Source organism: Croceibacter sp. (genome assembly GCF_002716225.1).
In the GTDB taxonomy this organism is placed as follows: Bacteria; Bacteroidota; Bacteroidia; order Flavobacteriales; family Flavobacteriaceae; genus Croceibacter; species Croceibacter atlanticus.
This window is the reverse complement of record NZ_PAZX01000004.1, coordinates 89,438-114,721: the sequence shown is the minus strand read 5'-3', so window position 1 is coordinate 114,721 and position 25,284 is coordinate 89,438. Positions and strand designations below refer to the sequence as shown.

General features: G+C 33.2%; 25 protein-coding genes and 1 pseudogene. 9 read left to right on the top strand and 17 right to left on the bottom strand.

Annotation, left to right across the window (positions count from 1 at the left end):
- Positions 1-72 precede the first annotated feature (72 nt).
- The 5 genes from hisB (at position 73) to hisIE (ending at position 4,132) form a co-directional block, all read left to right on the top strand.
- Positions 73-1,206, top strand: coding sequence for a bifunctional histidinol-phosphatase/imidazoleglycerol-phosphate dehydratase HisB (gene hisB / locus CL818_RS01575; RefSeq protein WP_272974256.1), 1,134 nt, complete (start codon positions 73-75; stop codon positions 1,204-1,206).
- A gap of 142 nt (positions 1,207-1,348) precedes the next feature.
- The gene (gene hisH, locus CL818_RS01570; protein ID WP_272974257.1) at positions 1,349-1,933 is read left to right on the top strand and encodes an imidazole glycerol phosphate synthase subunit HisH; all 585 of its coding nucleotides are present in this window, start codon (positions 1,349-1,351) and stop codon (positions 1,931-1,933) included.
- Between the two features lie 3 nt (positions 1,934-1,936).
- The gene (gene hisA, locus CL818_RS01565) at positions 1,937-2,668 is read left to right on the top strand and encodes a 1-(5-phosphoribosyl)-5-[(5-phosphoribosylamino)methylideneamino]imidazole-4-carboxamide isomerase (protein ID WP_272974258.1); all 732 of its coding nucleotides are present in this window, start codon (positions 1,937-1,939) and stop codon (positions 2,666-2,668) included.
- A 43-nt stretch (positions 2,669-2,711) separates the two neighbouring features.
- The gene (gene hisF / locus CL818_RS01560) at positions 2,712-3,467 is read left to right on the top strand and encodes an imidazole glycerol phosphate synthase subunit HisF (protein ID WP_272974259.1); all 756 of its coding nucleotides are present in this window, start codon (positions 2,712-2,714) and stop codon (positions 3,465-3,467) included.
- Between the two features lie 44 nt (positions 3,468-3,511).
- Positions 3,512-4,132 (top strand): bifunctional phosphoribosyl-AMP cyclohydrolase/phosphoribosyl-ATP diphosphatase HisIE, encoded by a 621-nt coding sequence (hisIE, locus tag CL818_RS01555; RefSeq protein WP_272974260.1) that lies wholly within the window; start codon positions 3,512-3,514, stop codon positions 4,130-4,132.
- On the opposite strand, the gene CL818_RS01550 is transcribed toward hisIE, so the two are convergent.
- Positions 4,129-5,037 (bottom strand): TIGR01777 family oxidoreductase, encoded by a 909-nt coding sequence (locus CL818_RS01550; RefSeq protein WP_272974261.1) that lies wholly within the window; start codon positions 5,035-5,037, stop codon positions 4,129-4,131. The genes hisIE and CL818_RS01550 overlap by 4 nt on opposite strands.
- A gap of 258 nt (positions 5,038-5,295) precedes the next feature.
- Between CL818_RS01550 and CL818_RS01545 the strand changes: the two genes are divergently transcribed.
- Both CL818_RS01545 and CL818_RS01540 read left to right on the top strand, forming a co-directional pair.
- On the top strand, positions 5,296-5,712 hold the full coding sequence (locus CL818_RS01545; protein ID WP_272974262.1) for a DUF2141 domain-containing protein: 417 nt from the start codon (positions 5,296-5,298) through the stop codon (positions 5,710-5,712).
- A 108-nt stretch (positions 5,713-5,820) separates the two neighbouring features.
- Positions 5,821-6,759, top strand: coding sequence for a hydrogen peroxide-inducible genes activator (locus tag CL818_RS01540; protein WP_272974263.1), 939 nt, complete (start codon positions 5,821-5,823; stop codon positions 6,757-6,759).
- A gap of 51 nt (positions 6,760-6,810) precedes the next feature.
- On the opposite strand, the gene CL818_RS01535 is transcribed toward CL818_RS01540, so the two are convergent.
- The 3 genes from CL818_RS01535 to CL818_RS01525 form a co-directional block, all read right to left on the bottom strand.
- On the bottom strand, positions 6,811-7,008 hold the full coding sequence (locus CL818_RS01535; protein WP_013187536.1) for a hypothetical protein: 198 nt from the start codon (positions 7,006-7,008) through the stop codon (positions 6,811-6,813).
- Between the two features lie 114 nt (positions 7,009-7,122).
- The gene (locus CL818_RS01530; protein WP_272974264.1) at positions 7,123-7,926 is read right to left on the bottom strand and encodes a TIGR00266 family protein; all 804 of its coding nucleotides are present in this window, start codon (positions 7,924-7,926) and stop codon (positions 7,123-7,125) included.
- A 107-nt stretch (positions 7,927-8,033) separates the two neighbouring features.
- Positions 8,034-8,567 carry a DUF8685 domain-containing protein gene (locus CL818_RS01525; protein ID WP_272974265.1) on the bottom strand — a complete coding sequence of 178 codons (534 nt, stop codon included), beginning with the start codon at positions 8,565-8,567 and terminating at the stop codon, positions 8,034-8,036.
- A 45-nt stretch (positions 8,568-8,612) separates the two neighbouring features.
- Between CL818_RS01525 and CL818_RS01520 the strand changes: the two genes are divergently transcribed.
- Together CL818_RS01520 and CL818_RS01515 are read left to right on the top strand one after the other, a co-directional pair.
- Complete coding sequence (locus CL818_RS01520) at positions 8,613-9,602, top strand: hypothetical protein (RefSeq protein ID WP_272974266.1); 990 nt, start codon at positions 8,613-8,615, stop codon at positions 9,600-9,602.
- A 9-nt stretch (positions 9,603-9,611) separates the two neighbouring features.
- Positions 9,612-10,985 (top strand): aldehyde dehydrogenase, encoded by a 1,374-nt coding sequence (locus CL818_RS01515; RefSeq protein ID WP_272974267.1) that lies wholly within the window; start codon positions 9,612-9,614, stop codon positions 10,983-10,985.
- A 5-nt stretch (positions 10,986-10,990) separates the two neighbouring features.
- Here CL818_RS01515 and CL818_RS01510 read toward each other — a convergent pair.
- The 13 genes and pseudogenes from CL818_RS01510 to CL818_RS01450 form a co-directional block, all read right to left on the bottom strand.
- Positions 10,991-11,845, bottom strand: a pseudogene (locus tag CL818_RS01510) (5-oxoprolinase subunit C family protein).
- Positions 11,838-12,569, bottom strand: coding sequence for a 5-oxoprolinase subunit PxpB (gene pxpB / locus CL818_RS01505; RefSeq protein WP_272974268.1), 732 nt, complete (start codon positions 12,567-12,569; stop codon positions 11,838-11,840). Before pxpB ends, CL818_RS01510 begins: the two are co-directional and overlap by 8 nt.
- Positions 12,559-13,305, bottom strand: a complete 747-nt coding sequence (locus tag CL818_RS01500) for a LamB/YcsF family protein (protein WP_272974269.1) — start codon at positions 13,303-13,305, stop codon at positions 12,559-12,561. Before CL818_RS01500 ends, pxpB begins: the two co-directional genes overlap by 11 nt.
- Entirely contained in the window at positions 13,302-14,513 is a 1,212-nt protein-coding gene (locus CL818_RS01495) for an Nramp family divalent metal transporter (protein WP_272974270.1), read from the bottom strand. Before CL818_RS01495 ends, CL818_RS01500 begins: the two co-directional genes overlap by 4 nt.
- A complete protein-coding gene (locus CL818_RS01490) occupies positions 14,510-15,658 on the bottom strand; it encodes a DUF2891 domain-containing protein (protein WP_272974271.1) in 1,149 nt (382 codons plus the stop codon). The genes CL818_RS01495 and CL818_RS01490 overlap by 4 nt, the downstream gene beginning before the upstream one ends.
- 40 nt (positions 15,659-15,698) lie before the next feature.
- Positions 15,699-17,237, bottom strand: a complete 1,539-nt coding sequence (locus tag CL818_RS01485; protein WP_272974272.1) for a YifB family Mg chelatase-like AAA ATPase — start codon at positions 17,235-17,237, stop codon at positions 15,699-15,701.
- Positions 17,238-17,757: 520 nt separating this feature from the next.
- Complete coding sequence (locus tag CL818_RS01480) at positions 17,758-18,432, bottom strand: response regulator (protein ID WP_013187525.1); 675 nt, start codon at positions 18,430-18,432, stop codon at positions 17,758-17,760.
- Positions 18,413-20,455: an ATP-binding protein gene (locus CL818_RS01475; protein WP_272974273.1), complete on the bottom strand. Its 2,043-nt coding sequence runs from the start codon at positions 20,453-20,455 to the stop codon at positions 18,413-18,415. Before CL818_RS01475 ends, CL818_RS01480 begins: the two co-directional genes overlap by 20 nt.
- An 85-nt stretch (positions 20,456-20,540) precedes the next feature.
- On the bottom strand, positions 20,541-20,687 hold the full coding sequence (locus CL818_RS01470; RefSeq protein ID WP_272974274.1) for a hypothetical protein: 147 nt from the start codon (positions 20,685-20,687) through the stop codon (positions 20,541-20,543).
- Between the two features lie 165 nt (positions 20,688-20,852).
- Positions 20,853-22,661, bottom strand: coding sequence for a DUF885 domain-containing protein (locus CL818_RS01465; RefSeq protein ID WP_272974275.1), 1,809 nt, complete (start codon positions 22,659-22,661; stop codon positions 20,853-20,855).
- A gap of 3 nt (positions 22,662-22,664) precedes the next feature.
- Positions 22,665-24,521: a CocE/NonD family hydrolase gene (locus tag CL818_RS01460; RefSeq protein WP_272974276.1), complete on the bottom strand. Its 1,857-nt coding sequence runs from the start codon at positions 24,519-24,521 to the stop codon at positions 22,665-22,667.
- A gap of 80 nt (positions 24,522-24,601) precedes the next feature.
- Entirely contained in the window at positions 24,602-24,787 is a 186-nt protein-coding gene (locus CL818_RS01455; RefSeq protein WP_272974277.1) for a hypothetical protein, read from the bottom strand.
- Between the two features lie 232 nt (positions 24,788-25,019).
- Positions 25,020-25,205 carry a CsbD family protein gene (locus tag CL818_RS01450; protein ID WP_013187519.1) on the bottom strand — a complete coding sequence of 62 codons (186 nt, stop codon included), beginning with the start codon at positions 25,203-25,205 and terminating at the stop codon, positions 25,020-25,022.
- Positions 25,206-25,284 lie beyond the last annotated feature (79 nt).

Here is a 25,284-nt window from a genome sequence, read left to right as displayed (position 1 = left end):
ATTATTCAAAAAGGCAATCGTTAAAAAGTTTAAATAAGCTCTAAAATAAAGTCAGAGCAAATATTTCAGAATATGAAAAAAGTACTATTCATAGACAGAGACGGCACAATCATTAAAGAAACTGTAGATGAGCAAATTGACGCGTTTGAGAAAATGATATTTTACCCTAAAGCATTTACATTTTTAGGAAAAATAGCTAAGGAACTAGATTACGAATTGGTTATGATCACTAATCAAGATGGTTTAGGAACAGATGTGTTTCCGGAAGACACCTTCTGGCCTGTCCATAATTTTATTATGACATCTTTTGAAAATGAAGGCGTCACCTTTAATAAAGTCTTTTTAGACCGTACGTTTCCGCACGAAAATAAAGATACCAGAAAACCAGGAACAGGATTACTCACTGAGTATTTTTCTGAAGACTATGATTTAGAAAACTCCTTTGTCATAGGTGATAGGCTTACAGATATGGAACTTGCTAAAAACTTAGGTTCTAAAGGTATTTTCATAAACGACGACACCAATTTAGGAACAGGCGAAATCTCAACTTCAGAAAAAGAACTGGAGCAACATATTGCTATTGAAACTAATGATTGGGAACGTATATACGAGTTTTTAAAATTAAAAAACAGAACCTATGAAATTACTAGAAACACCAACGAAACTAAGATTAACATAACACTTAATCTTGATGGAAAAGGAAATAGTAATATAGATACAGGTCTAAAGTTTTTCGATCATATGTTAGATCAATTAGCTCGACACGGTGCTATGGATTTAGATATAAAAGTAGATGGCGATTTAGAAGTAGATGAACACCATACAATTGAAGATACAGCCATTGCTTTAGGCGAAGTGTTTGCCAATGCATTAGGTAACAAAATGGGTATTGAGCGTTATGGATTCTGTTTACCTATGGATGATTGTTTGGCTCAAGTTGCCATAGATTTTGGAGGTAGAAACTGGCTTGTTTGGGATGCAGAGTTCAACAGAGAGCACGTTGGTGATATGCCATCCGAAATGTTTATACATTTCTTTAAAAGCTTTAGTGATGGTGCCAAAGCTAACCTTAACATAAAGGCAGAAGGCCAGAATGAACATCATAAAATTGAAGCTATTTTCAAGGCATTTGCAAAAAGTATTAAAATGGCAGTAAAACGTGATGTAGAAAAGATGGTGTTGCCAAGTACTAAAGGTGTTCTTTAAATTTAAAAGCTGTAAGTAAAAGGAATCTATCGAGCTTTCTGCTTTAATAGCTAATTCAATGAAAACTGCACAAACAATATAGATATACTATGTATTCAAAAATAATAACCTCAAACCTTTCACTTCATACTTCTTACTTATTATGAAACTAGTAATAATTAATTATGGCGCAGGCAATATAAAAAGCCTTCAGTTTGCATTTAAACGTCTAGGTGTTGAGGCGATTTTGTCTGATGATACCGAAACGATTAAAAAAGCCGACAAGGTTATATTTCCTGGTGTTGGTGAAGCAAGTTCTGCAATGAAGAAGCTGAAAGAAACTGGTTTGCACAAACTAATACCTACATTAAAACAACCTGTCTTGGGAATTTGTCTAGGTATGCAGTTAATGTGTAATTATACTGAAGAAGGACAAACAGAAGGTCTTGGTATTTTTGATGTTGATGTTTTAAAATTCGATTCAACCTTAGTAAAAGTGCCACAAATTGGGTGGAATACAATTACCAATTTAAAATCTGAGTTGTTTCAACAAGTTTCAGAGCATAGTTTTATGTATTTAGTACATAGCTACTACGCTCCTATTTCTACTGAAACTATTTCAACAAGCGAATATCAAATACAATATAGTTCTGCTTTACAAAAAGACAATTTTTATGGTGTACAATTTCACCCTGAAAAAAGTAGTAATGATGGAGAACAACTTTTAAAAAATTTCTTAAACCTATAACATATGCGAATTATTCCAGCAATAGATATTATAGAAGGTAAATGCGTAAGATTGAGTAAAGGCGACTACTCTACTAAGAAAATTTATAGTGAAGATCCTTTAGACATGGCAAAACGTTTTGAGGATCACGGTATTAAATATTTGCATTTGGTAGATTTAGATGGTGCAAAATCTAAGCATATTGTTAATCACAAAGTTTTAGAAAATATTGCCACAAACACTTCTTTACAGATTGATTTTGGTGGTGGTCTAAAAACCGATGACGATTTGAGAATTGCTTTTGAAAGTGGTGCAAAACAAATTACTGGAGGTAGTATTGCCGTTAAAAACCCTGAAACATTTACGTCTTGGATTAATACCTACGGTGCAGATAAAATTATTTTAGGTGCAGATGCCATGGATGAAAAGATTGCCGTTTCTGGCTGGTTAGAAGAAAGTGACAAAGCTTTAATTCCTTTTATAAATGAGTATCAAAATAAAGGTATATCCTATGTAATTTGTACAGATATATCTAAAGATGGTATGCTTGAAGGACCAGCATTTAATTTATATAAGCGTATTTTAAATGAAACCGAAAATGATCTTAAACTCATAGCGTCAGGAGGAATCTCAACATTTGATGAACTTCCAAAATTAGCCGAAATTGGTTGTGAGGGTACCATAATTGGTAAAGCAATTTATGAGAATAGAATCTCTTTAAAGCAACTTGAATCCTTCATTTTAAATTCAAATTAAGAAATTAGAAGAGGCAAATTCCTAATCCCTAAAACCTAATCCCTTGTTAACAAAACGAATAATTCCTTGCTTAGATATAAAAGATGGCCGCACTGTAAAAGGTGTTAATTTTGTTGGGCTAAGAGATGCTGGAGATCCTGTTGAGCTCGCAAAACGCTATGCTATTGAAGGTGCAGATGAATTGGTATTTCTAGATATTTCTGCAACAGAAGAAAAACGAAAAACATTGGCTAAGCTTGTCCTTCAAGTTGCAGAACAAGTAAATATACCTTTTACTGTTGGTGGTGGCATCTCAAGTGTTGAAGATGTAGATATCTTGCTTCAAAATGGCGCAGATAAAGTTTCAATTAATTCATCGGCAGTCAAAAATCCGCAATTAATAAATGACTTATCGGCTAAATTTGGGAGTCAATGTGTAACAGTAGCTATTGATGCTAAACAAGTTAATGGCGAATGGATTGTACACCTAGTTGGTGGTAAAGTACCTACAGAACTCAATTTATTTACTTGGGCTAAAGAGGTTGAACAGCGCGGTGCTGGTGAGATTTTATTTACCTCAATGAATAACGACGGTACAAAAGATGGTTTTGCTAATGAAGCGTTACGTAAGCTTTCAGAAGAATTAACTATACCTATTATTGCATCTGGTGGTGCAGGAAGTATTCAGCATTTTAAGGACACCTTTCACTTAGGGAAAAGTGATGCAGCATTAGCAGCAAGCGTATTTCACTTTAAAGAGATTGAAATTGTTGATTTAAAGAAAGCCTTACAAGCCGATAATATTGCTGTAAGACTCTAAATTTTAAAATAAAGTAAGCAAGACGATTAAAAATAGAATAAACTATGACAATTAATTTTGATAAATATACAAACGGTTTAGTTCCAGCAATTATACAAGATTCTGAAACTAAGAATGTGTTAATGCTTGGTTATATGAATGATGAAGCAGTATTAAAGACACAAGAACTAAAGCAGGTTACTTTTTTTAGCCGAAGCAAACAACGTCTTTGGACAAAAGGCGAAGAAAGTGGTAATGTTTTAGAATTAGTTTCTATTAAGGTAGATTGTGATCAAGATGCATTGTTAATTCAGGCAAAACCTAAAGGGCCAACGTGCCATAAAGGAAGTGATACCTGCTGGAATGAGAAGAATGTTCAGAATTTTGGATTTCTTTCAGAATTAGAAACTATAATAAGTGAACGTAAAGAAATTTCAGAAGTTGCTCCAGAACAACGTGGTAAAGATGCTAAGAGTTATGTGGTTTCATTATTTGATGAAGGTATAAATAAGATAGCTCAAAAAGTAGGCGAAGAAGCTGTTGAAACGGTAATTGAAGCCAAAGATGATAACGACGTCTTATTTCTAAATGAAAGTGCAGATTTATTATTTCACTATTTAATACTTTTAAAAGCTAAAGGATTTAGCTTAAAGGATATTGAGGCTGTACTAAAAGGCAGGCACTAATTTTTAAGTAAGTCTTCAAGTGCTAATTTAATGTGATGGTATTCATAAACAAAACCAGTTGAAGCTATTTTGTGATTGCTAGCCATTTGGCTGCCTAAAACTACGGTAGCCATTTCACCCAACATTAATTTTATAACAGGTTTTGGAATATTTGGTAGCCAAAGTGGTTTGTTAAGGGTTTCTGCAATATACTGTGTAATCTCCTTATTTGTCTGTGGCTTAGATGTAGCTGCATTATAAACACCATCTAAATGTTGGTCTACAACGTGTACAAACATTCTCGCTAAATCGTCTATATGAATCCAAGATTGCCACTGTTTTCCACTCCCAAGAGGAGCACCAACACCAAGTTTAACAGGCTGTGCTAATTTAGGTAATGCACCATCTTCTTCGGCTAATACTAACCCTATTCTCAGTTTTGCAACATCTATTCCTATGGTTTCAAAAGCATCAATAGCAGCTTCCCATTTAACAACAACATCTGCAATAAATGTATCATCAACTTCTTTATGCTCTTCTGTATAAAATTTGGTGAGAGAACTTGGATAAATACTTATACCACTAGCCGACACAATATGCTTAACGTTATGCTCACGTTGAGATAAAGATTTTAAAAGAAGTTCTGCAGTTTCAGTTCTACTTTTTATAATCACTTTTTTGTAAGACTCTGTCCAACGCTTTGCAATATTGGCCCCAACTAAGTTAATTATAGCGTCTACACCTTCAAAACAAGAAACATCTATTTCACCTTCCCTAGGATTCCAGTAAAATCCCTTATGATTAGGCTTATTTTCAATTTTGTCCTTATCTGTTGTAAGATAATTTACAGTATAACCACGCTCATGACAAACGGCTGTAACATGTGTTCCGATTAATCCTGTAGCGCCTGTTATTAATAGTTTCATTTGGGGTAATAAGTTTGCTATAAAATTAACTTAGATTATAATACAAACCATAATATTTAATGGCTTTAGAAAACATTTAACGCATTTAACTCAAATACAAAAAACTATCTTAAATTAATGGATAGCCTTATTGCTTAATTTAATACTTGTCTAACCAAATATACAGTTGAGTCCTTAAATTTTACAACTGAGTTATTTTAAATGTAACAATGAAAATGCAAACTATAAATTTACAGGTATAATTTAAAAAAACAACTCATGAAAACTCTTGCATTTGCTATTTTATTACTAGTATTCGGAAACATTTGTTCTGCTCAAAACGAAACTACCAATTTAGAAGTTACTATTAACAACGTTAAAAATGACAATGGTGTGGTTTTACTTGCGCTTCATAGTGAAGACACTTTTATGAAATTAAAGCCTGTAAAATCGCTTCAAGCTAAGATTGTAGATGGTCACATTAAAGCTACGTTTACTGGTATTGCTAAAGGTGAATATGCTGTTTTAGCTATTCATGATGAAAATGAAAATGGGACTATGGATTTTAATACAAACGGAATGCCTAAAGAAAGTTATGGCGCATCTAACAACGACATGTCTTTTGGTCCTCCAGTTTGGTCAGATTCTAAGTTTATTGTTGGAAGAGAGAATCAATCAATTGCGATTCGATTTTAAATTTGTTGTTATAATTGATTTATTTCTATAGAAAAACACCAATCTTAACATAGCTTTTCATAAGTATTATTGATAGCTTTCTTATTTTTGAAGTCTATAACAATCATTATGACAATTACCCAACTTAATTATGTGCTTGCTGTTGCAGAACATCAGAACTTCACAAAAGCTGCACAAAAAGTATTTGTAACGCAACCAACGTTGAGTATGCAAATACAAAAGCTTGAAGATGAACTGGATATTCAAATTTTTGACAGAGGTAAAAAACCAATCGAATTAACCGATGTGGGAAGAAAGATTGTAGCTCAAGCTAGAAATATAGTTAATGAGAGTGATCGTATTAAAGATATTGTAGACCAACAAAAAGGTTACATTGGCGGCGAATTTAAAATTGGGGTTATTCCTACAATTATGCCTACGCTATTACCTATGTTCCTTAGCAATTTTACTAAGAAATATCCTAAAGTGAAACTCTCTATTGAAGAGTTACATACAGAAGCTATAATTGAGCAATTAAAAGAAGGACATATAGATGCTGCAATAGCTGCAACACCATTAGAAGATGAAGAAATTAAGGAACGAGTTTTATACTTTGAACCATTTGTAGGTTATGTTCCTAACAACCATAGATTACAAGGAAAAATTAAAATTGATCCTACAGATTTAGATGTTGAAGATATTTTGTTATTACAAGATGGTCATTGTTTTAAGGATGGTATTTTAAACCTGTGTAAAATGGCAGATAGGTATGAGGAAGACCGTTTTAGCTTACAAAGCGGTAGTTTTGAGACGTTAATAAAACTTTCTAATGAAGGTTTGGGTATGACGTTGTTGCCTTACCTACATACTTTAGATTTAAGGGTCCAAGACAAATCTCATTTAAGAATGTTCACAGATCCTATTCCGGCTAGAGAGGTAAGTATTATATATCATAAGAGCGAACTTAAAATGCAAATAATTGAAGCATTACAATCTGTAATTGCAGGAGTTGTAAAAGGTGCAATTACATTTCAAAATGTTCAGATAATAAGTCCTATATCTAAATAAGATTTTGCTCTTTTATACAAAATAAAAAATCCCGCATAATGCGGGATTTTTTTATGGTGTAAGATAAATCAAACACTGATTTAAATTTGGATTGTCCTTGGTAAGTCCTTCTATAAATAATTTTAATTCCTCAATCTCATGAGGTAATAGCCTTTTAATTGCCTTCTGAACTTCCTTGCAGAACAACTGTACATCAAAACTAACCTTATTAAGGATTGTTTTAGTGTATTCAAACATAGCTCTCGCCATAATACATTAGTTTTTAGTTAGGTAGGTAGTGGTTTTTTATAGGCGTCTTATTTAGATTACTTAAATATAGTACAAAAAAATTACATTGTAAACGATTGTTAATAAATTGAATACTTAAAATCTGTTGTCACCATCTATCAAGTTACCTAAACCACCAAGTATACTTCCTTCTCCTTTATCTTTACCGCCACCTTGTGGTGCTGCAGCCCATACTCTACTTGCCAGCCTACTAAATGGTAAAGATTGTACATACACAGTTCCAGGACCTGTAAGTGTTGCAAAAAATAAACCTTCGCCACCAAATAATGAGTTTTTTATTCCGCCTACAAACTCTACATCGTAATTCACATCTTTAGTAAAGCCAATAATACAACCTGTATCAACCTTAAGAGTTTCTCCTGGCGCTAGTTCTTTTTGAGCAGTTGTTCCTCCTGCGTGGACAAAGGCCATACCATCACCTTCTAATTTTTGCATAATAAAACCTTCGCCACCAAAAAATCCTCTTCCTAGTTTTTTACTAAACTCCACTCCTACACTAACACCTTTAGCCGCACATAAGAATGCATCTTTCTGGCAAATAAATTTATTGCCAAAACGGCTAAGGTCTATAGGTAATATTTTTCCGGGATATGGAGATGCAAAACTTAAGCGTTTTTTTCCAGCAGTTTCTGCATGATAAAAAGCAGTCATAAAAAGACTTTCTCCAGTAAGTAGGCGCTTTCCTGCTCCCAAAATACTTTTTAAAAATCCTTTGTTTTGTTCAGAGCCATCACCGAAAATGGTATCCATTTTAATACCGCTATCCATCATCATAAAACTACCGGCTTCTGCAATTACACCTTCTTGAGGGTCTAACTCTATTTCGACATATTGCATTTCTTCACCGTAAATATGGTAGTCTATTTCATGTGCATTCATAATATGATTGTTTTTTGATTGATTACATTTATAAGTACGTAGCTTAAATAAAATGTTACAAAATATTTAGTCTCAAAGTTTTAATCTTAGTGACACTATGCTGGTTTCTAGCTTTTTCCTTCTCCTTTAAAATGCTGACTTTTATTTTTAAACAGTACATTAAACGTGGTAAGACTTCCGTAAATTCTTGTAATATATTGTTGCAAGTCTACCTTATCTTGATCATCTAAACCTTTATGGGCGTTAATCTTTTGTTCCATAACTCTCAGCCTATCTCTTAACAAGACTATTTTATGAAAGAATGTACTAATAGGAATGTCTTTTGAGGACATTGTACGGTCTTCAGGATACAAGGTCATTGTACCTTTTTTATACTTATCTGCAATAGGCACTATTTCAGAAACATCACTGTACTGTTTTAAAATAGACCTTAAGCTTCGTTCTACCTCGTAAAAACTTACAGTATCTAACTCGTCTTCTATAGCTTCAATTACTTCAAAGTTATCATCTAGCGGAATGGTCTCAACACCATCCTTTTGAAAAGTAACCCAATATTGAGATGCATCTACATTGGTAACAACACCAAAGCCTAATTCTTCGTGATTAATTCTACTACCTATTCCTAAAATTTGTTTACTCATTTGTCATTATCTTTAAGCTTCTAAAATACAGAAATTCTATAAGTCATGCGAAAATTCTTCAGTGTCTTACTCAAGTTTATAGGTATAATAATAGTCTTGCTAATTATTGGCTTTGCTATAATTTATGCGTTATACAATGAGCCACTTCCTAAGGGAAAAAGTGGAAAAGAGGCAGATGCATTAGCGTGTAAGGTTTTAAATGCTATAAATGAACCAGACTACCTGGAAGCTAGATACGTAGAGTGGAGTTTTAGAAAAACATCCTACAAACTTGACAAAAGAGCACAGTTAGCAATATGCACTTGGGAAGATTATAAAGTAAATCTCAATTTAATAGACACATCACAAAGTAATGTTTTTAAAGATGGCCTCACCATACAAGGTGAAAAGCGTGAGAGTGCTATAAATAGAGCACTAAAACACTTTAATAACGATTCGTTTTGGGTATTGGCACCTTTTAAAATATTTGATGAAGGAACAAGCAGACAGGTTATTACATTAGATAACGGCAACAAAGCACTTTTAGTTACTTACACTTCTGGAGGTACAACACCTGGCGACAGCTATCTTTGGATTTTAGATAATAACTACATACCTACTTCATTTAAAATGTGGGTAAGCATTATACCAATTGGTGGCTTAGAGGCAAATTGGAATAATTGGAGAACCACAAATAGCGGTGCTAAAATAGCTTCTAATCGTGAAATATTAGGATTAGAATTACCTCTTAGTGCTATAAAAATTTATAGCAATCCTGAAGATGAATTGGTGGAAACTATTACTAGTGATCTGAAACTCAATTCACAGATTAAAGATATTATTATTACAAAACAGATGCGAAAAGATGCATTGCAAAGACATTATTCTAAAAATAAATTTGAAGCTGATATTAACTTTATAAGACCTGTACTTTCTGAGAACGATATTAATCGATTTGCAGAAAATATTATGCTGTTAATGCAAACTAATGATAATGTAGAGCAATTTACATATAATGAAATCTTAAGGTTTAAGATGAGAGATTCTCTTTACTAAATTTAATATATGAATATTACCAACGTTGTAGACGCACAAAAACAGTATTTTAAAACTGGAGCAACACTTCCTATTTCCTTCAGGTTAGCTGCATTAAAGAAGTTGCGCAAAGAAATAACTGCTCAAGAAAACGCCATCTGTGAAGCGTTACACTTAGATTTTAAAAAGCCATATTTTGAAGCAGTAATTACTGAAACCTCTATCATACTAAAAGAGCTAGATGAATTTATAAGTAATTTAAAATCTTGGAGTAAAACAGAAAAGGTAACATCTTCCCTACTTAACTTTCCGTCTTCAGCTTATATTTATAAAGAGCCATATGGCAACACATTAGTTATCTCACCTTGGAATTATCCTTTTCAACTAGCCATTGCGCCATTAATTGGTGCTGTTGCTGCGGGAAACACCGTTATCTTAAAGCCTAGCGAACTTACACCACATACTGCTAATATTCTTTCTAGTATTATAGCTAAAGTGTTTGATAAAGGGCACGTAACCGTTGTACAAGGCGATAAAGATGTATCACAAGAATTACTTTCTAAAGTTTGGGATTATGTATTTTTTACTGGTAGTGTTAGAGTAGGAACTATTGTTGCTAAAGCTTGTGCAGAGCATTTAACACCTGTCACTTTAGAGTTAGGTGGTAAAAATCCCTGCATAGTTCATGAAAGTGCTAAGATAGCAACGACAGCAAGGCGATTGGTTTGGGGTAAATTTATTAACGCAGGCCAAACCTGTATTGCTCCAGACTATATATTAGTACATGCAAGTATTAAAAAAGTATTAGTTACGGCACTTAAAAAAGAAATTGAAGCGTTTTATGGCAGTGATCCAGAGCAATCTCCAGATTTTGCTAGAATTAGCCACAAAGGAAACTTTGAGCGACTTAGCAAGATGCTTAAAGACTCAAAACTAATTTGTGGTGGCACAACCAATGAAGAAGATTTATACATTAGCCCTACACTTTTAGATGAACCAGCATTAAACAGTAATGCTATGGAGACTGAAATTTTTGGGCCTATACTTCCTATTATATCTTATACTACAGAAGAAGATATACACAAGTATGTATCTCATTACCACAAACCCTTATCGTTTTATGTCTTTGCAGAACAAAAAGCTTTTGCTGATAAATTATTAAAAAAATATAGTTTTGGCGGTGGTGTTAAAAATGACAGCATTGTTCACTTTGTAAATAAAAATTTGCCCTTTGGAGGCGTTGGTCAAAGTGGTATGGGAGCTTATCACGGCAAGCGTTCTTTTGAAACATTTTCTCACAAAAAATCTGTAGTTAAAAGAGGAACTTGGATAGACATCCCTTTAAAATACGCACCTTACAAGAATAAATTAAAATGGATTAAAAGTGTATTAAAATGGACATAGGTAAGTTAAAAGTCTACAATTTGAAACTTTATCTTACTACCTAAGGGCTTTTGAGCTAAGCAATTTAATCCATCTTCAGATACTTGCAATACTCTAGCGTAACCACCAGTAGTTTGACAATCTCACATTAACACAATTAGTTTTCCACTTGGTGTAAGCTGCACTGTTCCCGGTAAAACAGGTCCTGTTAAAATATCTGAAACAGAACATTGTATTGTTTCATCAAATTGATATGCCATTCTGTTACTTGTAGCACTTATAGTTAATTGATTTACTAACTGCACTTTAACACTATCTGTAAGCAAATCAAACTCTACACCTTTATAAACGTTTATAGTTGTTTCAGACAAATAAGATTCTTGAAACTTAACAGAAGATTGTTGCACAGTCTCCTGAGTGGTATAATCGTTATACTCTAACTCATCATTGTCACTTAACGTTGAAAATTCACTAACAGGTTTATAAAAACTACGACTGCCTAAAAACTCTTTTGTTTTGAAACCATCTGTAATAGCTAAGTAAGTTCTAAACCCCAATGTACATTTGCCAATTTTTAAGACATCATTCTTTTTTACTGAAATTACTTGATCTTGATCAAAACTCTTATCATTTACTTTAACGGTTGTTCTTGCTCCTGAAATTACAATTTGAGTTGGTGCGTTAAATGAAAAAGTAGCACCAGAAAAGGTTATTTCGATTACAGCATCTGTTGCTGTATTACCTAAAAGTAAGTTTGCAAATTGAGAAGAATATGTATCTAAAACACCACTTATTGGGACGCCTAAATGTGTAAAATTATAACGTCCTAAATCTTGAACAGAACTATAAATACCAGATGAAATAACACTTAGTTTAGCCAACTTTTTCTTTTTTAAGATTAAAATTATGCGTCTCAAAATCGTGTTTTATTTGATGATATTCATCTAAACTTACACTGTAAAACTGTAATTTATCACCGATAGAAAACGGAGAGTAATTTTGCCAATAATTCCCAAATATACTTATTGGGCAGTTCCCTATAATTTGCCAACCACCAGGAGATTCTTGTGGATAAATTCCGGTTTGTTGTCCTGCAATTCCTACTGAACCCTTTAATACGTTTTGCCTAGGAGAAGATTTTCTAGGGCAATATAAAGAGCTGCCTAAATTTAGTAAGTAAGGAAAGCCTGGTAAAAAACCTAAAAAGTAAATCAAATACTCAGTAGAAGAATGTCGCTTAACAATTTCCTTAGGTGACAAATTTGTGTGTTCTGAAAGCTCTTCTAAATCTAGTCCAAAACTCTCATCATAACATACTGGCAACAAAATCTTATGTTGTTGTGAGACACCACTAAGCTTAGCTTCACTTATTAACTCTAAAAGCGTATTTTTAAGATCATAGAACTTATCTATAGTTGATACGTAATTTATTAATAATGAGTTATATCCTAAATTTATATAAAGTATAGATTTAAAATATTTTTCATTGATAATTTGCCTACATCTAACAAGCTTTTTAAGCAGGTTTTCATCTGCAGGTTGTTCAAAAGTAAGTAATATTGAACGTTGAGAATACTGTTTTATAAGAATATTTTCAATGTCCATAAGGTTCAATTTTAATTGAATTTTCTATTAGAAATTTATACAAATCATCAAGTAACTTAACTGAGTTTTCAGTATCACTATGCATACAAAGCGTTTCAATTGTAATTGGAATAAATGAATCTTTTGACACTTCTACTCTATTGTATTTTACAATTTGCAATACATGACGCAACACCTCTTCTTTCAATTTTAAAACTGCACCATCTAATTTTCTTGATTTTAAAGTATAATCTGTATTATAAGATCTATCTGCGAAACCTTCTGTAATCATATCAATTTTTCCCTTACCTATTTTTGATATGATAGATTCTGGTGAAACAAAAATTGGAATTTCAGAGTTAAACTTTTGGACTGTTTCAATAATTAATTTTGCTATTGGCTCATCCACATTAGCATCATTGTAAAGTGCTCCGTGAGGCTTTATATGAGTTAATGGATAGTTATGAAAATTAGCAATATCATTTAATGTTTGGAGCTGATTTAGGAGAGAGTCTTTAAGGTCTTGTTTTGGCATGTCTTTAAATGATACCCGACCAAAATTTTGGTGATCCGGATAAGAAGGATGTGCTCCAATTTTAACCTGATGTTGCTTGGCCAAAACTACAGCAGAGTTCATAGTATCTATATTACCAAAATGACCTCCACATGCAATACTGCAAGACGTAATTAATGGCATAAGTTTATGATCATACAAACCACCTTCTCCCAAGTCACAATTAATATCTATTGTTATCATAACACCTCAATAACTTTAAGTATAGACTTAACTCCCAAAACAACAGTTAATCCTACTATTAATACCCCTAAAATATTCTGTAAAGTATTATTTCTATAAGATCCCAATAAAGATTTATTATTTACCAACCATAATAAGAGAATGGCTACCAACGGAAGCACTATACCATTGGTTATTTGTGCAAACTTTATAATTTCGATAGGATTTATCTTTAATGACGAACAAAATATACCTGTAAGCAGAATAAACATCCAAACCAATCTAAACTTATAGGACGTTTGTGCTTTTTCCCAACCAAAACAACCTTTTGCTACGTAGGCTGCCGCAAGCGGTGCAGTAATTGCAGATGTTATACCTGCAGCAATTAAACCAATATTTACAACTAACGATGCAAAGCTAGAAAATAAAGGCGCTAGGCCTTCTGCTAAATCTGTCACTGCATTTACCTTTGTTAGTCCTGAAGATGCTGCGCAAATTAATATAGACATAGAAACCACGCCACCAACCAAGACGGCTACAATTAATTCTTTTCTAGCCCAAGAAAGCGATGTTGTGTCTTTCCATTTTTCTGAAACTAAAGCAGTGTGTAAAAAAATATTATAAGGCACTACAGTGGTGCCCAACAAAGCGACAACAGTTAAAATATTGTCTGAAGTTAAATTTGGCACTAAAAGCCCTTTTAAAACATCAATAAGATTAGGTCCTGTAATTACCATAGCGATAATAAATGAAATACTCATAATTACCACCAACGCTATTAAGGTGCGCTCCAACAGCTTATTGTTTCCGAAATAAAGCAATACAAAAGCTATTATACCTATAAGTAAAGCTCCTTTATTATAGCTATCTGAAACTAACGAAGGAAAAATACCTTGTAACCCTAGTGAAGCACCACTAATATTACCAGCCTCATAAGCTGCATTTCCTATTACTATTGCAGAAAAAATGAGGACTATAACAGGCCATTTTACATAAGGAGACTTGAGTTGATCTTTTATTACATCAGATAAACCACGTTGCGTAACTATTCCTAACCGTGTAGTCATACCTTGTAGTATAATACACGTGAAAATTGCTATTAACAAAGCCCATAATAATGAAAATCCAAAATTAACACCAGCCAATGTACATACTGTAATTGTACCAGGACCAATAAATGCAGCGGTTAATACAACTGAAGGACCTATGTTATCTAGGAATTTTTTCATTCCATTTTCGAAGTATTCAAAGCATATATAGCAAAGCTTCCTAACCAATGACCACCTTCGTAAGAATCTCCCACTAAGTTAGGGTACGAATGATTTACATGTTGATTAGCTAAAGCTCTTAAATGCCCAAATTTTTGTGGGTATTGCTTTGCTAAACCATACAACACCCAAGCTCTACTAAAGTTTAAACCGTCTAAATGCACAAGTTTACCATCCATACGGTCTGAAACCTCGCCAACAGCCAAAGTAAAATCCTTATTTAATAATTGCGGCATAAAGTCTTGCATCCAAAGCAAAAAAGCTTCTTTTGGCAGTACTCGCCTCATAACATCTATTTCCTCAAGACAAGGCGATAAAAAATCATAGCCGCTAGGCTCCCAAGTTATAGGACAAGAGTTATCATTTAGATAAAAATCTTTAGACCTTACTTTCAGGAGCTTTGCAAACTCTTCATTTTCGGTTGCTTTAGCATAATCTAATGCAAATGAAATACCAAAAGCCGAGTTTGTATGTTCACCAACTCTAATAGGGTAATTTAACTTTGGTAAAAACTCCTTATAGCGCTCAATAATTAAATTAGTAAGCGGTTTTAGATTTTCTTCTAACTCCTTTGCCATAGGAGATTCCCAAGTGTGTAATTCTTCAGAGAGCTTTAAAACCCAAGCCCATCCATATGTACGCTCATAAGATTTATTGTGTTCTTTTTTAAAATACTCTACCTCAGCTATAATATTCTCCTTAGATAAGTTACTCTGAAGCGTCTCTTTTATAGCTTCCGCTTTTTTTAAGTCTGGGAATTGTTTTAACAAAGATACCATAGACCAATGCGCATGTACAGATGAATGCCAATCAAAACAACCATAAAATGCTGGGTGAAGCTCATTAGGTTGCGCTATATCTGCTTTACTTGCCAAGGTTTGCCCTAATTTATTTGGATATTCTGTATTAACACAAGACAATGGTAATTTAGCAAGATTGTTAGCTTGCTCCAACGTTAGCACTACAGGCTCATCCTCTAGAGTACCAGCAACATCATCTATAATAGAGGTTGTATCTGTTTCGGAAGTTGAATTATTTAAATCTGTAGTAGACTTCTTACAGCTAAAAATTACAAGTAATAATGCTAGTGAACAAAGATGCTTCATAGTTGTGTATAAATTACGTTCTAAAAATAAGAAATAATAGCTAGCCTAACCAACCTTCACGATCAAGACTTCTGTATTGTATGGCTTCTGAAATATGTGTACCTGTAACCTCGTCTGAAGCTTCTAGGTCTGCAATAGTTCTTGCAACTTTAAGAATACGATCGTACGCCCTTGCAGATAGGTTTAAACGCTCCATTGCAGATTTTAACAACTGCATCGAGGCTTCATCTAGTTTGCAATACTCTCTAATTTGACGTACTCCCATTTGGGCATTATAATGTATAGTTTCTAAATCTTTAAAACGCTCAGTTTGCACTTCTCTAGCTTTGGTTACACGTTTTCTTATTTCAACACTACTTTCTGCTTTTCTAGCATCTGTTAGTTTTTCAAAAGGCACAGGTGTAACTTCAATATGAATATCTATTCTATCTAATAATGGTCCGGAAATTTTACTTAAGTAACGCTGCATTTCTGCCGGAGAAGAACTTACCGGCGCATCTGGATCATTAAAATAACCGCCAGGACTAGGATTCATACTGGCAACCAACATAAAACTTGATGGGTAGGTTACTGTAAATTTAGCTCTCGAGATAGTAACTTCCCTATCTTCAAGAGGCTGCCTCATTACTTCTAAAACACTTCGTTTAAATTCTGGTAACTCATCTAAAAACAATACACCATTATGAGATAAAGAAATTTCTCCTGGTTGCGGGTACGCACCACCACCTACAAGAGCAACATCACTAATAGTATGATGTGGACTTCTAAATGGTCGCTCTGCCATTAAACCAGAATGCTCTCTCATTCTACCAGAAACACTATGAATTTTAGTTGTTTCCAAAGCTTCTTTTAAAGACATTGGCGGCAAGATAGATGGCAAACGTTTTGATAGCATGGTTTTTCCAGAACCTGGCGGACCTATAAGAATTATATTATGACCACCAGCAGCTGCAATTTCCATACAGCGTTTAATTGATTCTTGTCCCTTTACATCGGCAAAATCGAATTCTGGATGATCCAATGTTTTGTAAAATTCTTTTCGCGTATCAATAATAGTCTGCTCAAGTTTAATGTCTTTATCAAAAAAGTCGATTACCTGAGATATGTTATCCACACCATACACTTTTAGGCCATCTACAATAGCAGCTTCTTTTGCATTTTGACTAGGTAATATAAAACCTTCAAAGCCTTCTTCCCTAGCTTTTATAGCAATAGGTAATGCGCCTTTTATGGGTTGTAAAGAGCCATCTAACGAAAGCTCTCCCATAATTATATACTTTGCTATTTGTTCTGCTTTTATTTGAGACGATGCAATTAAGATTCCTAATGCTAAGGTTAGGTCGTACGCAGATCCTTCCTTTCTCATATCTGCAGGAGCCATATTTAAGGTGATTTTTTTACCTGGAAGTTTGTAGCCTACATTTTTTAATGCTGCTGCTATACGATAACTACTTTCTTGAATTGCTTTATCTGGAAGACCTACTAAATGATAACCAATGCCTTTGTCAACATTAACCTCTACGGTGATAGTTGTAGCCTCTACGCCAAAGACTGCACTACCAAATACTTTTATGAGCATGTGTGCTTGTTTTCTTTAAAAGTAGTGAAAATAAAAAAAGAATGCTCCGAGTGGCTATTGTAACGTGTTTATGTTGGTTAATACATCACGTATTATATACTCTAAAGTATATAAATCTTTACAGGTTAAGTGCGGTCAACAACTTGAGGCCTGTTAGAATTTGGAGCATTCTATTTTTTCTTAAAATTGGTACTTCAAAATTTAGTTGAAATCTACAGTAGCTATAAATACAGTAAGCTATGTTATTTCATTTAAAATACTTTTAGTTTTCAAAGAGGTAAATTTTGTTCAAAAGAGTGGAGTTAAATCCTAATTTGGGGCAAAATAAATTTCCTATTTCGAACATTGTTTAACCAATGTGCTTAGTTGGATTTATTCTCCACTCTATTTAAACTTCATCTATAAATAGACTCTAACAATTAATCTGATGTAAAAATACGAGGATGTTGAGTGTTAAGAGTGATTTTACCCTTAACATAGTTATGGCTGAACCATACTATTTAATTTTTTAATTAAAATTTTAAAGAAAACCCTGTTCTTTAGCTTTTTGGATAAGAGAAACATCGTTCCTTGTGCTAATATCAAACAGTTTTCGTAAAGATTTCTTTCGCTTTTCTATTGCATTAATAGAAAGTGAAACATATTCTGGTAAGTCTTTTGTTTGAACACCTTTAGAAAGATGAAATAATATTTTTCTATCCAGCTCATCTATAACATTTCTATTTGTCATGTCATTTCTTATAAACTGCTTAACAGATTTACTATAATATGGAGGATCGTTATTTATTGTATCAAAAGCCTTTACCAACTCAGATGAGTTTACATCACTCTTTACTAAGAAGCCGTCTGGGTTCACATTTTTAAGAATACTATGAATACGGTAATTATCATTAAACATAGTTAAGAACACAAGCTTAGAAGACGGTGATAACCTGTTTGCTCGTAATCCTAAATCTTCGCCAGATAATATTCTGCCATCTTTAGATGGAGGCAGCTGTATATCTAAAAATATAATATCGTATGGTGTGCCGGTTGTAGAGTTTTGAATCTTCTCCATACCTTCATCACAATCTTGAGCAGATTCTATGATAAGTTCATAATCATCTGATGACATATCTTGGAGAGCATTCTTATAGCCCTCGATAATCATAGGATGATCATCTACAATAAGGAGTTTAAGCCGTTTTTTTGTCAAAATAATTGGTTTTAGGGACTGTAACCTCTATTAAAGTTCCTTTAGAAAGTTCTGAAGTGATTTTTATTGTTCCCTGCAAATCCTTAACTCTTGATGTCATATTTGACAAACCAATTCCTTGTGATTTTTTCTGAACATTAAAACCTACACCATCATCCTCAATAGTAACTTTAATGTGATTTTGATTGGCATTAAAGGTAAGCAAAACTTCGGTAGCATCTGCATATTTATTTATGTTCTGTATGGCTTCCTGTAGTATTCTGTAAATGTTAATTTTAACCTTACCATCTACCATATCCCAATCTAAATCGGTTTGAGTTTGTATAGCATAATTAAAGTTTCCGGCTTTAGATTGTATTTCCAAAAGCTCTTCAATTAAAGAAGTAAAAACCTGTTCCTCTTTTAACACCTTACTTTGTAGGTTATGAGAAATACTTCGTATCTCCTCTTCTATTTCCTTTAACCTATCTATATAGTTTTGCCTGTTATTAATTGCACTTTCATCATGCTTTGTATTTAAACTCCCTAAGCTTAAACGAGTACCAAATAAACTTCCCAAAACACCATCATGGAGTTCTTTAGAAATTCTCTGTTTTTCACGTTTTCTTCCTTCTGAGATTTTATTTTGCTGATCTATCATTAAATTATAAATCTGCTCATTTGCTAACTGTTGTTCGCGTTCTAACTTAAGTTGATTGTTTTTAGATAATTGACTCTTTATAACGAATAGTAACCCAAAAACCACCAAAGCAATTAATAAGCTTATAGTAATATTTCTAACTCGCTCGCTTAACGCATTGTTCTTATCTATATACTCATCTGTCTCATACCTAATTCTCGCAAATTTATTTTGCATTAAACGTTCTTGAGCTTGCAAACTGTCTGATAAAACTATATACCTATTTGCATAAGCTCTAGCATTAAGCGTATCTAATTTAGACAACTTGAGTAAGGATGCTAGTATATCATCTGTATAGTTTGATTCTTCTGAAAGTTTTTTTGCTTCTTTGGCATAACTTAACGCCTTATCATAATCTCCTTCTCCCAAAAAGTAATCAGATAAATTTAACCTGCTTTCTATCATACCAGGATCAAACTTTATACTATCTCTTATTTGTTTTGCTTTGTAAAAAAGGTATGGGATCTCTGCATTATTACCGCTCTTAAAGTTAGAGAAGGCAATATTATCTAATAGCGCAGAGTAAAGAATTGTATTTTTATAGAATAAGCTATCAACCGTTAAGGCTTGATTAAATGATGTAATTGCATCATCATAACTACCCTTATTTTTATAAACAACACCAATATTATTAAGAGACACAGCCTTTAAAGTAGGATCACTTTCAAACCTATCTAATGTTTTTAAAGCTTTACGGTGATAGTATAATGCATCTTGATATTCTTCCAACTCATTATTAATGATACCAATATTGTTATAACAGCTATATAAATACTGTTGCTTACCTAAAGGTTCAAATTTATTTATGGCTGTAATCGTTGTATTCTCACTACCTATGTAATCCCTTACATTAGTTTGAATGATTGCCATGTTAAGTAACATTTTAGCAGCATTATAATCATTCCCTAAATCTTCGAATATAGATTTGGCTTTAAAATAACGTTCGTAAGCTTCTTTGTTTTTGAGTTGTTTATCTCTATAATAAGTTGCAGCATCCCATAATAAAATTGCTAGCGTTGTGGAATCATTTATTTTTTCAGAAAGCTCAACCCCTTTATTGTTTACATTTAAAAAGTTGGAAGTATCACCTAATTTATAAAACTGATATGAAATTCTTTTGTAGTAATTATTTTTTAATGAATCTGAATTTATTTGTTCAGCAAATTTAAAAGCTTTTAACAGTATATTGTTTTTCTGTTGGTCAGTTAAATCTTGTCTTTTGTATTCATCAATATAAAATTTAAGGCTATCATTTACTGCTAAATTCTTTTCATGAAAATCAAATCCCTCAGAACAAGAGAGTAAAAAGAATAAAATTAGATATATGTAATATTTATATTTCATACAGAGTTCAAATATATCTAAAACCAATAAAAAAGCCTTTGAAAATTATTCAAAGGCTTTTTTATTTTTTTAAATGTAAAAACTATTATAGTCCTTCATCTTCTCTGTCTGCAGGTACTTGTACCTGATCTCCTACACCGTTGTCAACGTCTTGTGGTAATTCATCTGCTTCACAAGCTGCGAATGAGAATGCGAATACTGTAAGAGCGAAAGTGTAAAGTAATTTTTTCATAATAATGATATTTGTTAGAGTTATATTGTATTAAATTGTAATCAAATTAACTAAATAAGATTCTTATTTTAAATCTTACACTACAAAAATATATACAAACTGTTACATACCAACATTTTAAACCCTATCATATGTATGGTTGAACCATACAATTGGTATGGCTATTTATTTGCTGGCTATCCAAGCTTCTACTTTTTGAGTTAGAATATCTAACGGTAATGCACCGTCTTTAAGTATAATATCATGAAACTCTTTAATATCAAAATTGCTTCCTAGCTTTTCCTCAGATAAGTTCCTTAATTCTAATATTTTATTCATTCCAACTTTGTAAGCGGTTGCTTGGCCAGGCATTACTATATGACGTTCAACCATTTTTATACAGTCGCTTTCTGCATTTGGTGTATTCTTTTTATAATACTCGATACCTTCTTCACGTGTCCATTTCTTAGCGTGTATACCCGTATCTACAACTAAACGGCAAGAGCGCCACAATTCCATGGCTAAACGACCAAAATCTGAATAAGGATCTTTATAATACCCTACTTCTTTGGGTATATATTCTGAATATAATGCCCAACCTTCTACATAAGCTGTGTAAAAACTATGCTTTCTAAAAGCTGGTATGTTTTCTAGTTCTTGAGATATTGCAATTTGCATGTGGTGACCAGGTATGCCTTCGTGGTATGCTAAAGCTTCCATTTGGTAGGTAGGCATAGCACTCATATCATAAAGGTTAACATAATAAGTGCCAGGTCTAGATCCATCTATAGCTGGCTGTTGGTAAAAGGCTTTACCTGCACTTTTTTCTCTAAATGGCTCCACTGCCTTTACTACGAGTTCTGCTTTAGGCTTTGTATTAAACAATTTATCCAAAGTACCTTTCATGGTATTGATGATTGCTGTAGCCTTATCTTTATAAGCTTGCTTATCTTCTACCGTATTTTTATAGTAAAACTTTTCATCTTCACGCATAAACTTAAAGAAGTCCTGCAATGTACCGTTAAAACCTACATCTTGCATAATTTGCTCCATTTCCTTGTGTATACGAGCAACTTCATTTAATCCAATCTCATGTATTTCATTTGCTGTGAGACTAGTAGTGGTAGTTCTTTTAAGTGCTAAATTATAAAATTGATCTCCTTTAGGGAATTTCCATACACCATTTTCAACTGTAGCTCTTTGTTGTTGGTCCTGCATTGTAGAAATTAAACCCTCAAAAGCTGGTCTTACTTGTTCTGTAAGTGCTTTTTCTGCTTTATTTAATAAATCCTCTTTTTCATCCTTAGATATTGAAAGTGTATTTACTTTGGTCGTAAAATCTTCCATTAACGCACTTACTTCGTTACTCTTTTCAAAAGGTCTTCCTTTAATTAGATTCTTACTATCTCCTATAACTTTCTCGAAAACAAACTTTGGAGGCATTATTCCATTAGTTTCACGAATTCCTAAGTTTTCAGAAACGTCTGCATATACTTTTTCTAAACCTTTTAACCTAGAAATATAAGCCTCTGCATCTTCAACAGAGTTTATACTATGCATATTGATAAGGAATGCAGGAATTTCGGCATGCATACCGTGCATTTGATTAACAGGATAATTGTATAATCTAAACGCATAATCTTCAATAGTATGCTCTAAATCTTGTTTGTATAATGTGTAGCTAAGTGCAGTTTCCTTATTTAAAGCGTTTACATTTAGGCTGTCATTTAAATAAGCCAACCTGTTTTTTGCTCTCTCAAGTTCTTTTGCTTCTGCTTGGTTAGAAAAATCATCCCATTCTCCATAATTAGTTTTTACTCCTAATTGTGTTTGAAGCATAGGGCTAATTGAAACATCTTCTTTAAATGAGGCTTCAAAAAAATCATTTGCCTTTTTACTTTCTGTTGCTATTGTTTCTTCAGAAATAGGTTCTGAATTTTGTTTGCAAGAGAAAAGCGCAACGACTAGCGTTGCGCCTATTATATATTTATTCATAAATTAATTTAATATTGAAAACTCAATTGCACTATCTCCAAAAACAGAATGTGTTTGTGTCTTAAAGTCTGAAGCTTTCGCCTCAAAAATATTGTCTACGTAAGTCTGCGGATTTAAATCAATATAAGGGAACCACGTGCTCTGTACCTGTATTTGTAGTTTATGACCTTTCTTTATGGTATGGTGTACATCTTGTAGCTTTATAGTAACTGGAGTTTTTTGGTTTGGCACAAACGGTTCCGGTTGCTCAAAACTGTTTCTAAACCTACCTCTTAACACTTCACTTCTAACCATCATATGGTAATTACTCATCTTAAGGTGGTCTTGTGTTTCTTCTGTATCCTTAGCATCTGCCGGATAAACATCTATAACTTTTACAACCCAATCTGCAGCAGTACCTGTTGTTGCCACTTGTAGCTTAGCTAAAATATCTCCTGCAAGTGTCATATCTTCTGTCATTACTGGTGTTTCAAATATCAAGACATCTGGTCTTCGCGCTGCAAAGCGCTGATCATCTGTCATATATTTTCTAGGTGTAAATACCATTTTAATATCTTCAGAATAAGGTACTGGCTTATTTACATCACTAATAAACTTAGTTTCCTGAGTTGCTTCTGGCAAGCTGTTTAACTTTTGCGAGCTGCCTAAATACATTGTTTTTTTAGTAGCATTTTCTGGAGGCCAAGAATCATAAGATTTCCATTCTTTAGTTCCAGAATCATATATTCTCGCTTCACTTAAATTTACGTCGCCTTTACCATCATTCTTAAGGAAGTGCTCAAAGAATGGTGTTTCTAAATCCTTTTGGTAGTAGTCTGAAATATTATCTCCAAAATATACATTACCTATTGCTTGGCGTTCTTTGTTACGCGCCCAATCACCATGACTCCAAGGTCCGAAAACCATTATGTTGAAGTTATCACTCTTGGCTTCAATATTTTTATAGGTTTCATAAGGACCATAAAGATCTTCTGCATCAAACAAACCACCTACTGTCATTACAGCTGGTTTAATATCTTTTAAGTGCTGTATGATACCACGAGATTTCCAGAACTCATCATAATTAGGATGTTCCTTTAACTGTGTCCAAAACTCATTATCTTCTTTATAGTACTCATCTAAATTACTTAGTGGACCGTTATCTAAAAAGAACTGATATTGATCTTGGGTATCTAGTTGTGGGAAATCATACCAAGACTCTGTAGTAGGTTCTGTCTGGTATCCGAATACAGCTGTTGCTCTCCAGTAACTTAATAAATAAGCACCGTTATGATGAAAATCATCAAAAAAGAAATCACCTATACAGGCTTGAGGAGAAACCGCTTTTAAAGCTGGATGCGAGTCTAACAATGAATATGTAGCATAAAAGCCTGGATAAGAAATTCCCCAAGTTCCTACATTACCGTTATTATTGTCTACATTTTTAACTAACCAATCAATCGTATCATAGGTATCACTTGCTTCGTCTACTTGACCTTTTTTCTTATTAGGTATATAAGCACGCATATTATCATAATCTCCTTCACTCATCCAACGACCACGCACATCTTGGTATACAACTATGTAACCATCTTTCATCATATATTCGTTTGGTCCAATTTTAGATTTAAATTGGCCTTCACCATAAGGTCTTGAACTATATGGTGTACGTTGCATAATCATTGGATACTTTTTAGAGGTATCCTTTGGAGAATAAATTGTGGTATGCAGTGTTACACCATCGCGCATAGGTATATCTACCTCTTGCTTGTTGTAATGTTCAGAAACATCATAAACTGGTTCTGCGCTATCTTGTGCGCAGCTAATTTGAAAGCACGCAAAGCATACTAAAATAAGGGTAACGTAATTTTGAATTTTCATTTGGATAATTTTATCTGCTAAAGATAGAAATTAGCATTACCCTAAACAATTAATGAAACGTTAACATATTAAAGTAGTTTTTAAGATTCCATCCACTTATCCAGCTGTCGTCTTAAGGAGTTTTTAATTCTTGTTGAAGATTTTCTTAAAGCTTGTCTAACTTTAGTTTTAGGTTCAGGTTGTAATTCATGTACGTAGTCATCTGAAACTAATTTGTACATGCCATTAATAATTTGAAGCCTTTCATTAGGTTGTTGGTAATTCATAGTAAGAGGTAGTTGGTTAAACTACCAACGAAATTAGAATACATTACACAGGAGGATCTCAAATAAATGCCAAACATTAGTTAATGAAATGTTATTGTAGCATAATCTTCAATTATAACCTGAATTACAACTTAATTATATTGGGGTTTACCGATTAAGGTATTAACAAAAAAAACGCTTCAAACTTAATTGAAGCGCTTTTCTCCTTTTCATAGCAATTTAATATCTTAAATTACCATTCTGCAATTTCCTTCTTTAATTCTTCTTTTGCTTTACCTGTCTTCTCTTGAAGACGTCCTAGCATCTCGTCGAATTTTCCGTCGGCAAAAGTGGTATCGTCATCGGTTACTTTACCATATTTTTGTTTAAAATCACCTTTTACTTGATTCCACTTACCTTCTAATTCAGTCTGATTCATAATTCAATTTTTGTGGTTCGTAATACTTCAAATTTAACGATGAAATTGACCTTTTCATCACAATGAATTCCTATTATTT

Coding starts and splice junctions, on each gene's coding strand:
- CL818_RS01460 (WP_272974276.1), bottom strand. CDS start 24,521: ATGAAAATTCAAAATTACGTTACCCTTATTTTAGTATGCTTTGCGTGC.
- CL818_RS01485 (WP_272974272.1), bottom strand. CDS start 17,237: ATGCTCATAAAAGTATTTGGTAGTGCAGTCTTTGGCGTAGAGGCTACA.
- CL818_RS01520 (WP_272974266.1), top strand. CDS start 8,613: ATGCGAAAATTCTTCAGTGTCTTACTCAAGTTTATAGGTATAATAATA.
- pxpB (WP_272974268.1), bottom strand. CDS start 12,569: ATGGACATTGAAAATATTCTTATAAAACAGTATTCTCAACGTTCAATA.
- CL818_RS01500 (WP_272974269.1), bottom strand. CDS start 13,305: ATGATAACAATAGATATTAATTGTGACTTGGGAGAAGGTGGTTTGTAT.
- hisB (WP_272974256.1), top strand. CDS start 73: ATGAAAAAAGTACTATTCATAGACAGAGACGGCACAATCATTAAAGAA.
- CL818_RS01455 (WP_272974277.1), bottom strand. CDS start 24,787: ATGAATTACCAACAACCTAATGAAAGGCTTCAAATTATTAATGGCATG.
- CL818_RS01475 (WP_272974273.1), bottom strand. CDS start 20,455: ATGAAATATAAATATTACATATATCTAATTTTATTCTTTTTACTCTCT.
- hisH (WP_272974257.1), top strand. CDS start 1,349: ATGAAACTAGTAATAATTAATTATGGCGCAGGCAATATAAAAAGCCTT.
- CL818_RS01545 (WP_272974262.1), top strand. CDS start 5,296: ATGAAAACTCTTGCATTTGCTATTTTATTACTAGTATTCGGAAACATT.
- CL818_RS01530 (WP_272974264.1), bottom strand. CDS start 7,926: ATGAATGCACATGAAATAGACTACCATATTTACGGTGAAGAAATGCAA.
- CL818_RS01540 (WP_272974263.1), top strand. CDS start 5,821: ATGACAATTACCCAACTTAATTATGTGCTTGCTGTTGCAGAACATCAG.
- CL818_RS01465 (WP_272974275.1), bottom strand. CDS start 22,661: ATGAATAAATATATAATAGGCGCAACGCTAGTCGTTGCGCTTTTCTCT.
- CL818_RS01515 (WP_272974267.1), top strand. CDS start 9,612: ATGAATATTACCAACGTTGTAGACGCACAAAAACAGTATTTTAAAACT.
- CL818_RS01550 (WP_272974261.1), bottom strand. CDS start 5,037: ATGAAACTATTAATAACAGGCGCTACAGGATTAATCGGAACACATGTT.
- CL818_RS01525 (WP_272974265.1), bottom strand. CDS start 8,567: ATGAGTAAACAAATTTTAGGAATAGGTAGTAGAATTAATCACGAAGAA.
- CL818_RS01495 (WP_272974270.1), bottom strand. CDS start 14,513: ATGAAAAAATTCCTAGATAACATAGGTCCTTCAGTTGTATTAACCGCT.
- CL818_RS01470 (WP_272974274.1), bottom strand. CDS start 20,687: ATGAAAAAATTACTTTACACTTTCGCTCTTACAGTATTCGCATTCTCA.
- CL818_RS01490 (WP_272974271.1), bottom strand. CDS start 15,658: ATGAAGCATCTTTGTTCACTAGCATTATTACTTGTAATTTTTAGCTGT.
- hisA (WP_272974258.1), top strand. CDS start 1,937: ATGCGAATTATTCCAGCAATAGATATTATAGAAGGTAAATGCGTAAGA.
- hisIE (WP_272974260.1), top strand. CDS start 3,512: ATGACAATTAATTTTGATAAATATACAAACGGTTTAGTTCCAGCAATT.
- CL818_RS01535 (WP_013187536.1), bottom strand. CDS start 7,008: ATGGCGAGAGCTATGTTTGAATACACTAAAACAATCCTTAATAAGGTT.
- CL818_RS01450 (WP_013187519.1), bottom strand. CDS start 25,205: ATGAATCAGACTGAATTAGAAGGTAAGTGGAATCAAGTAAAAGGTGAT.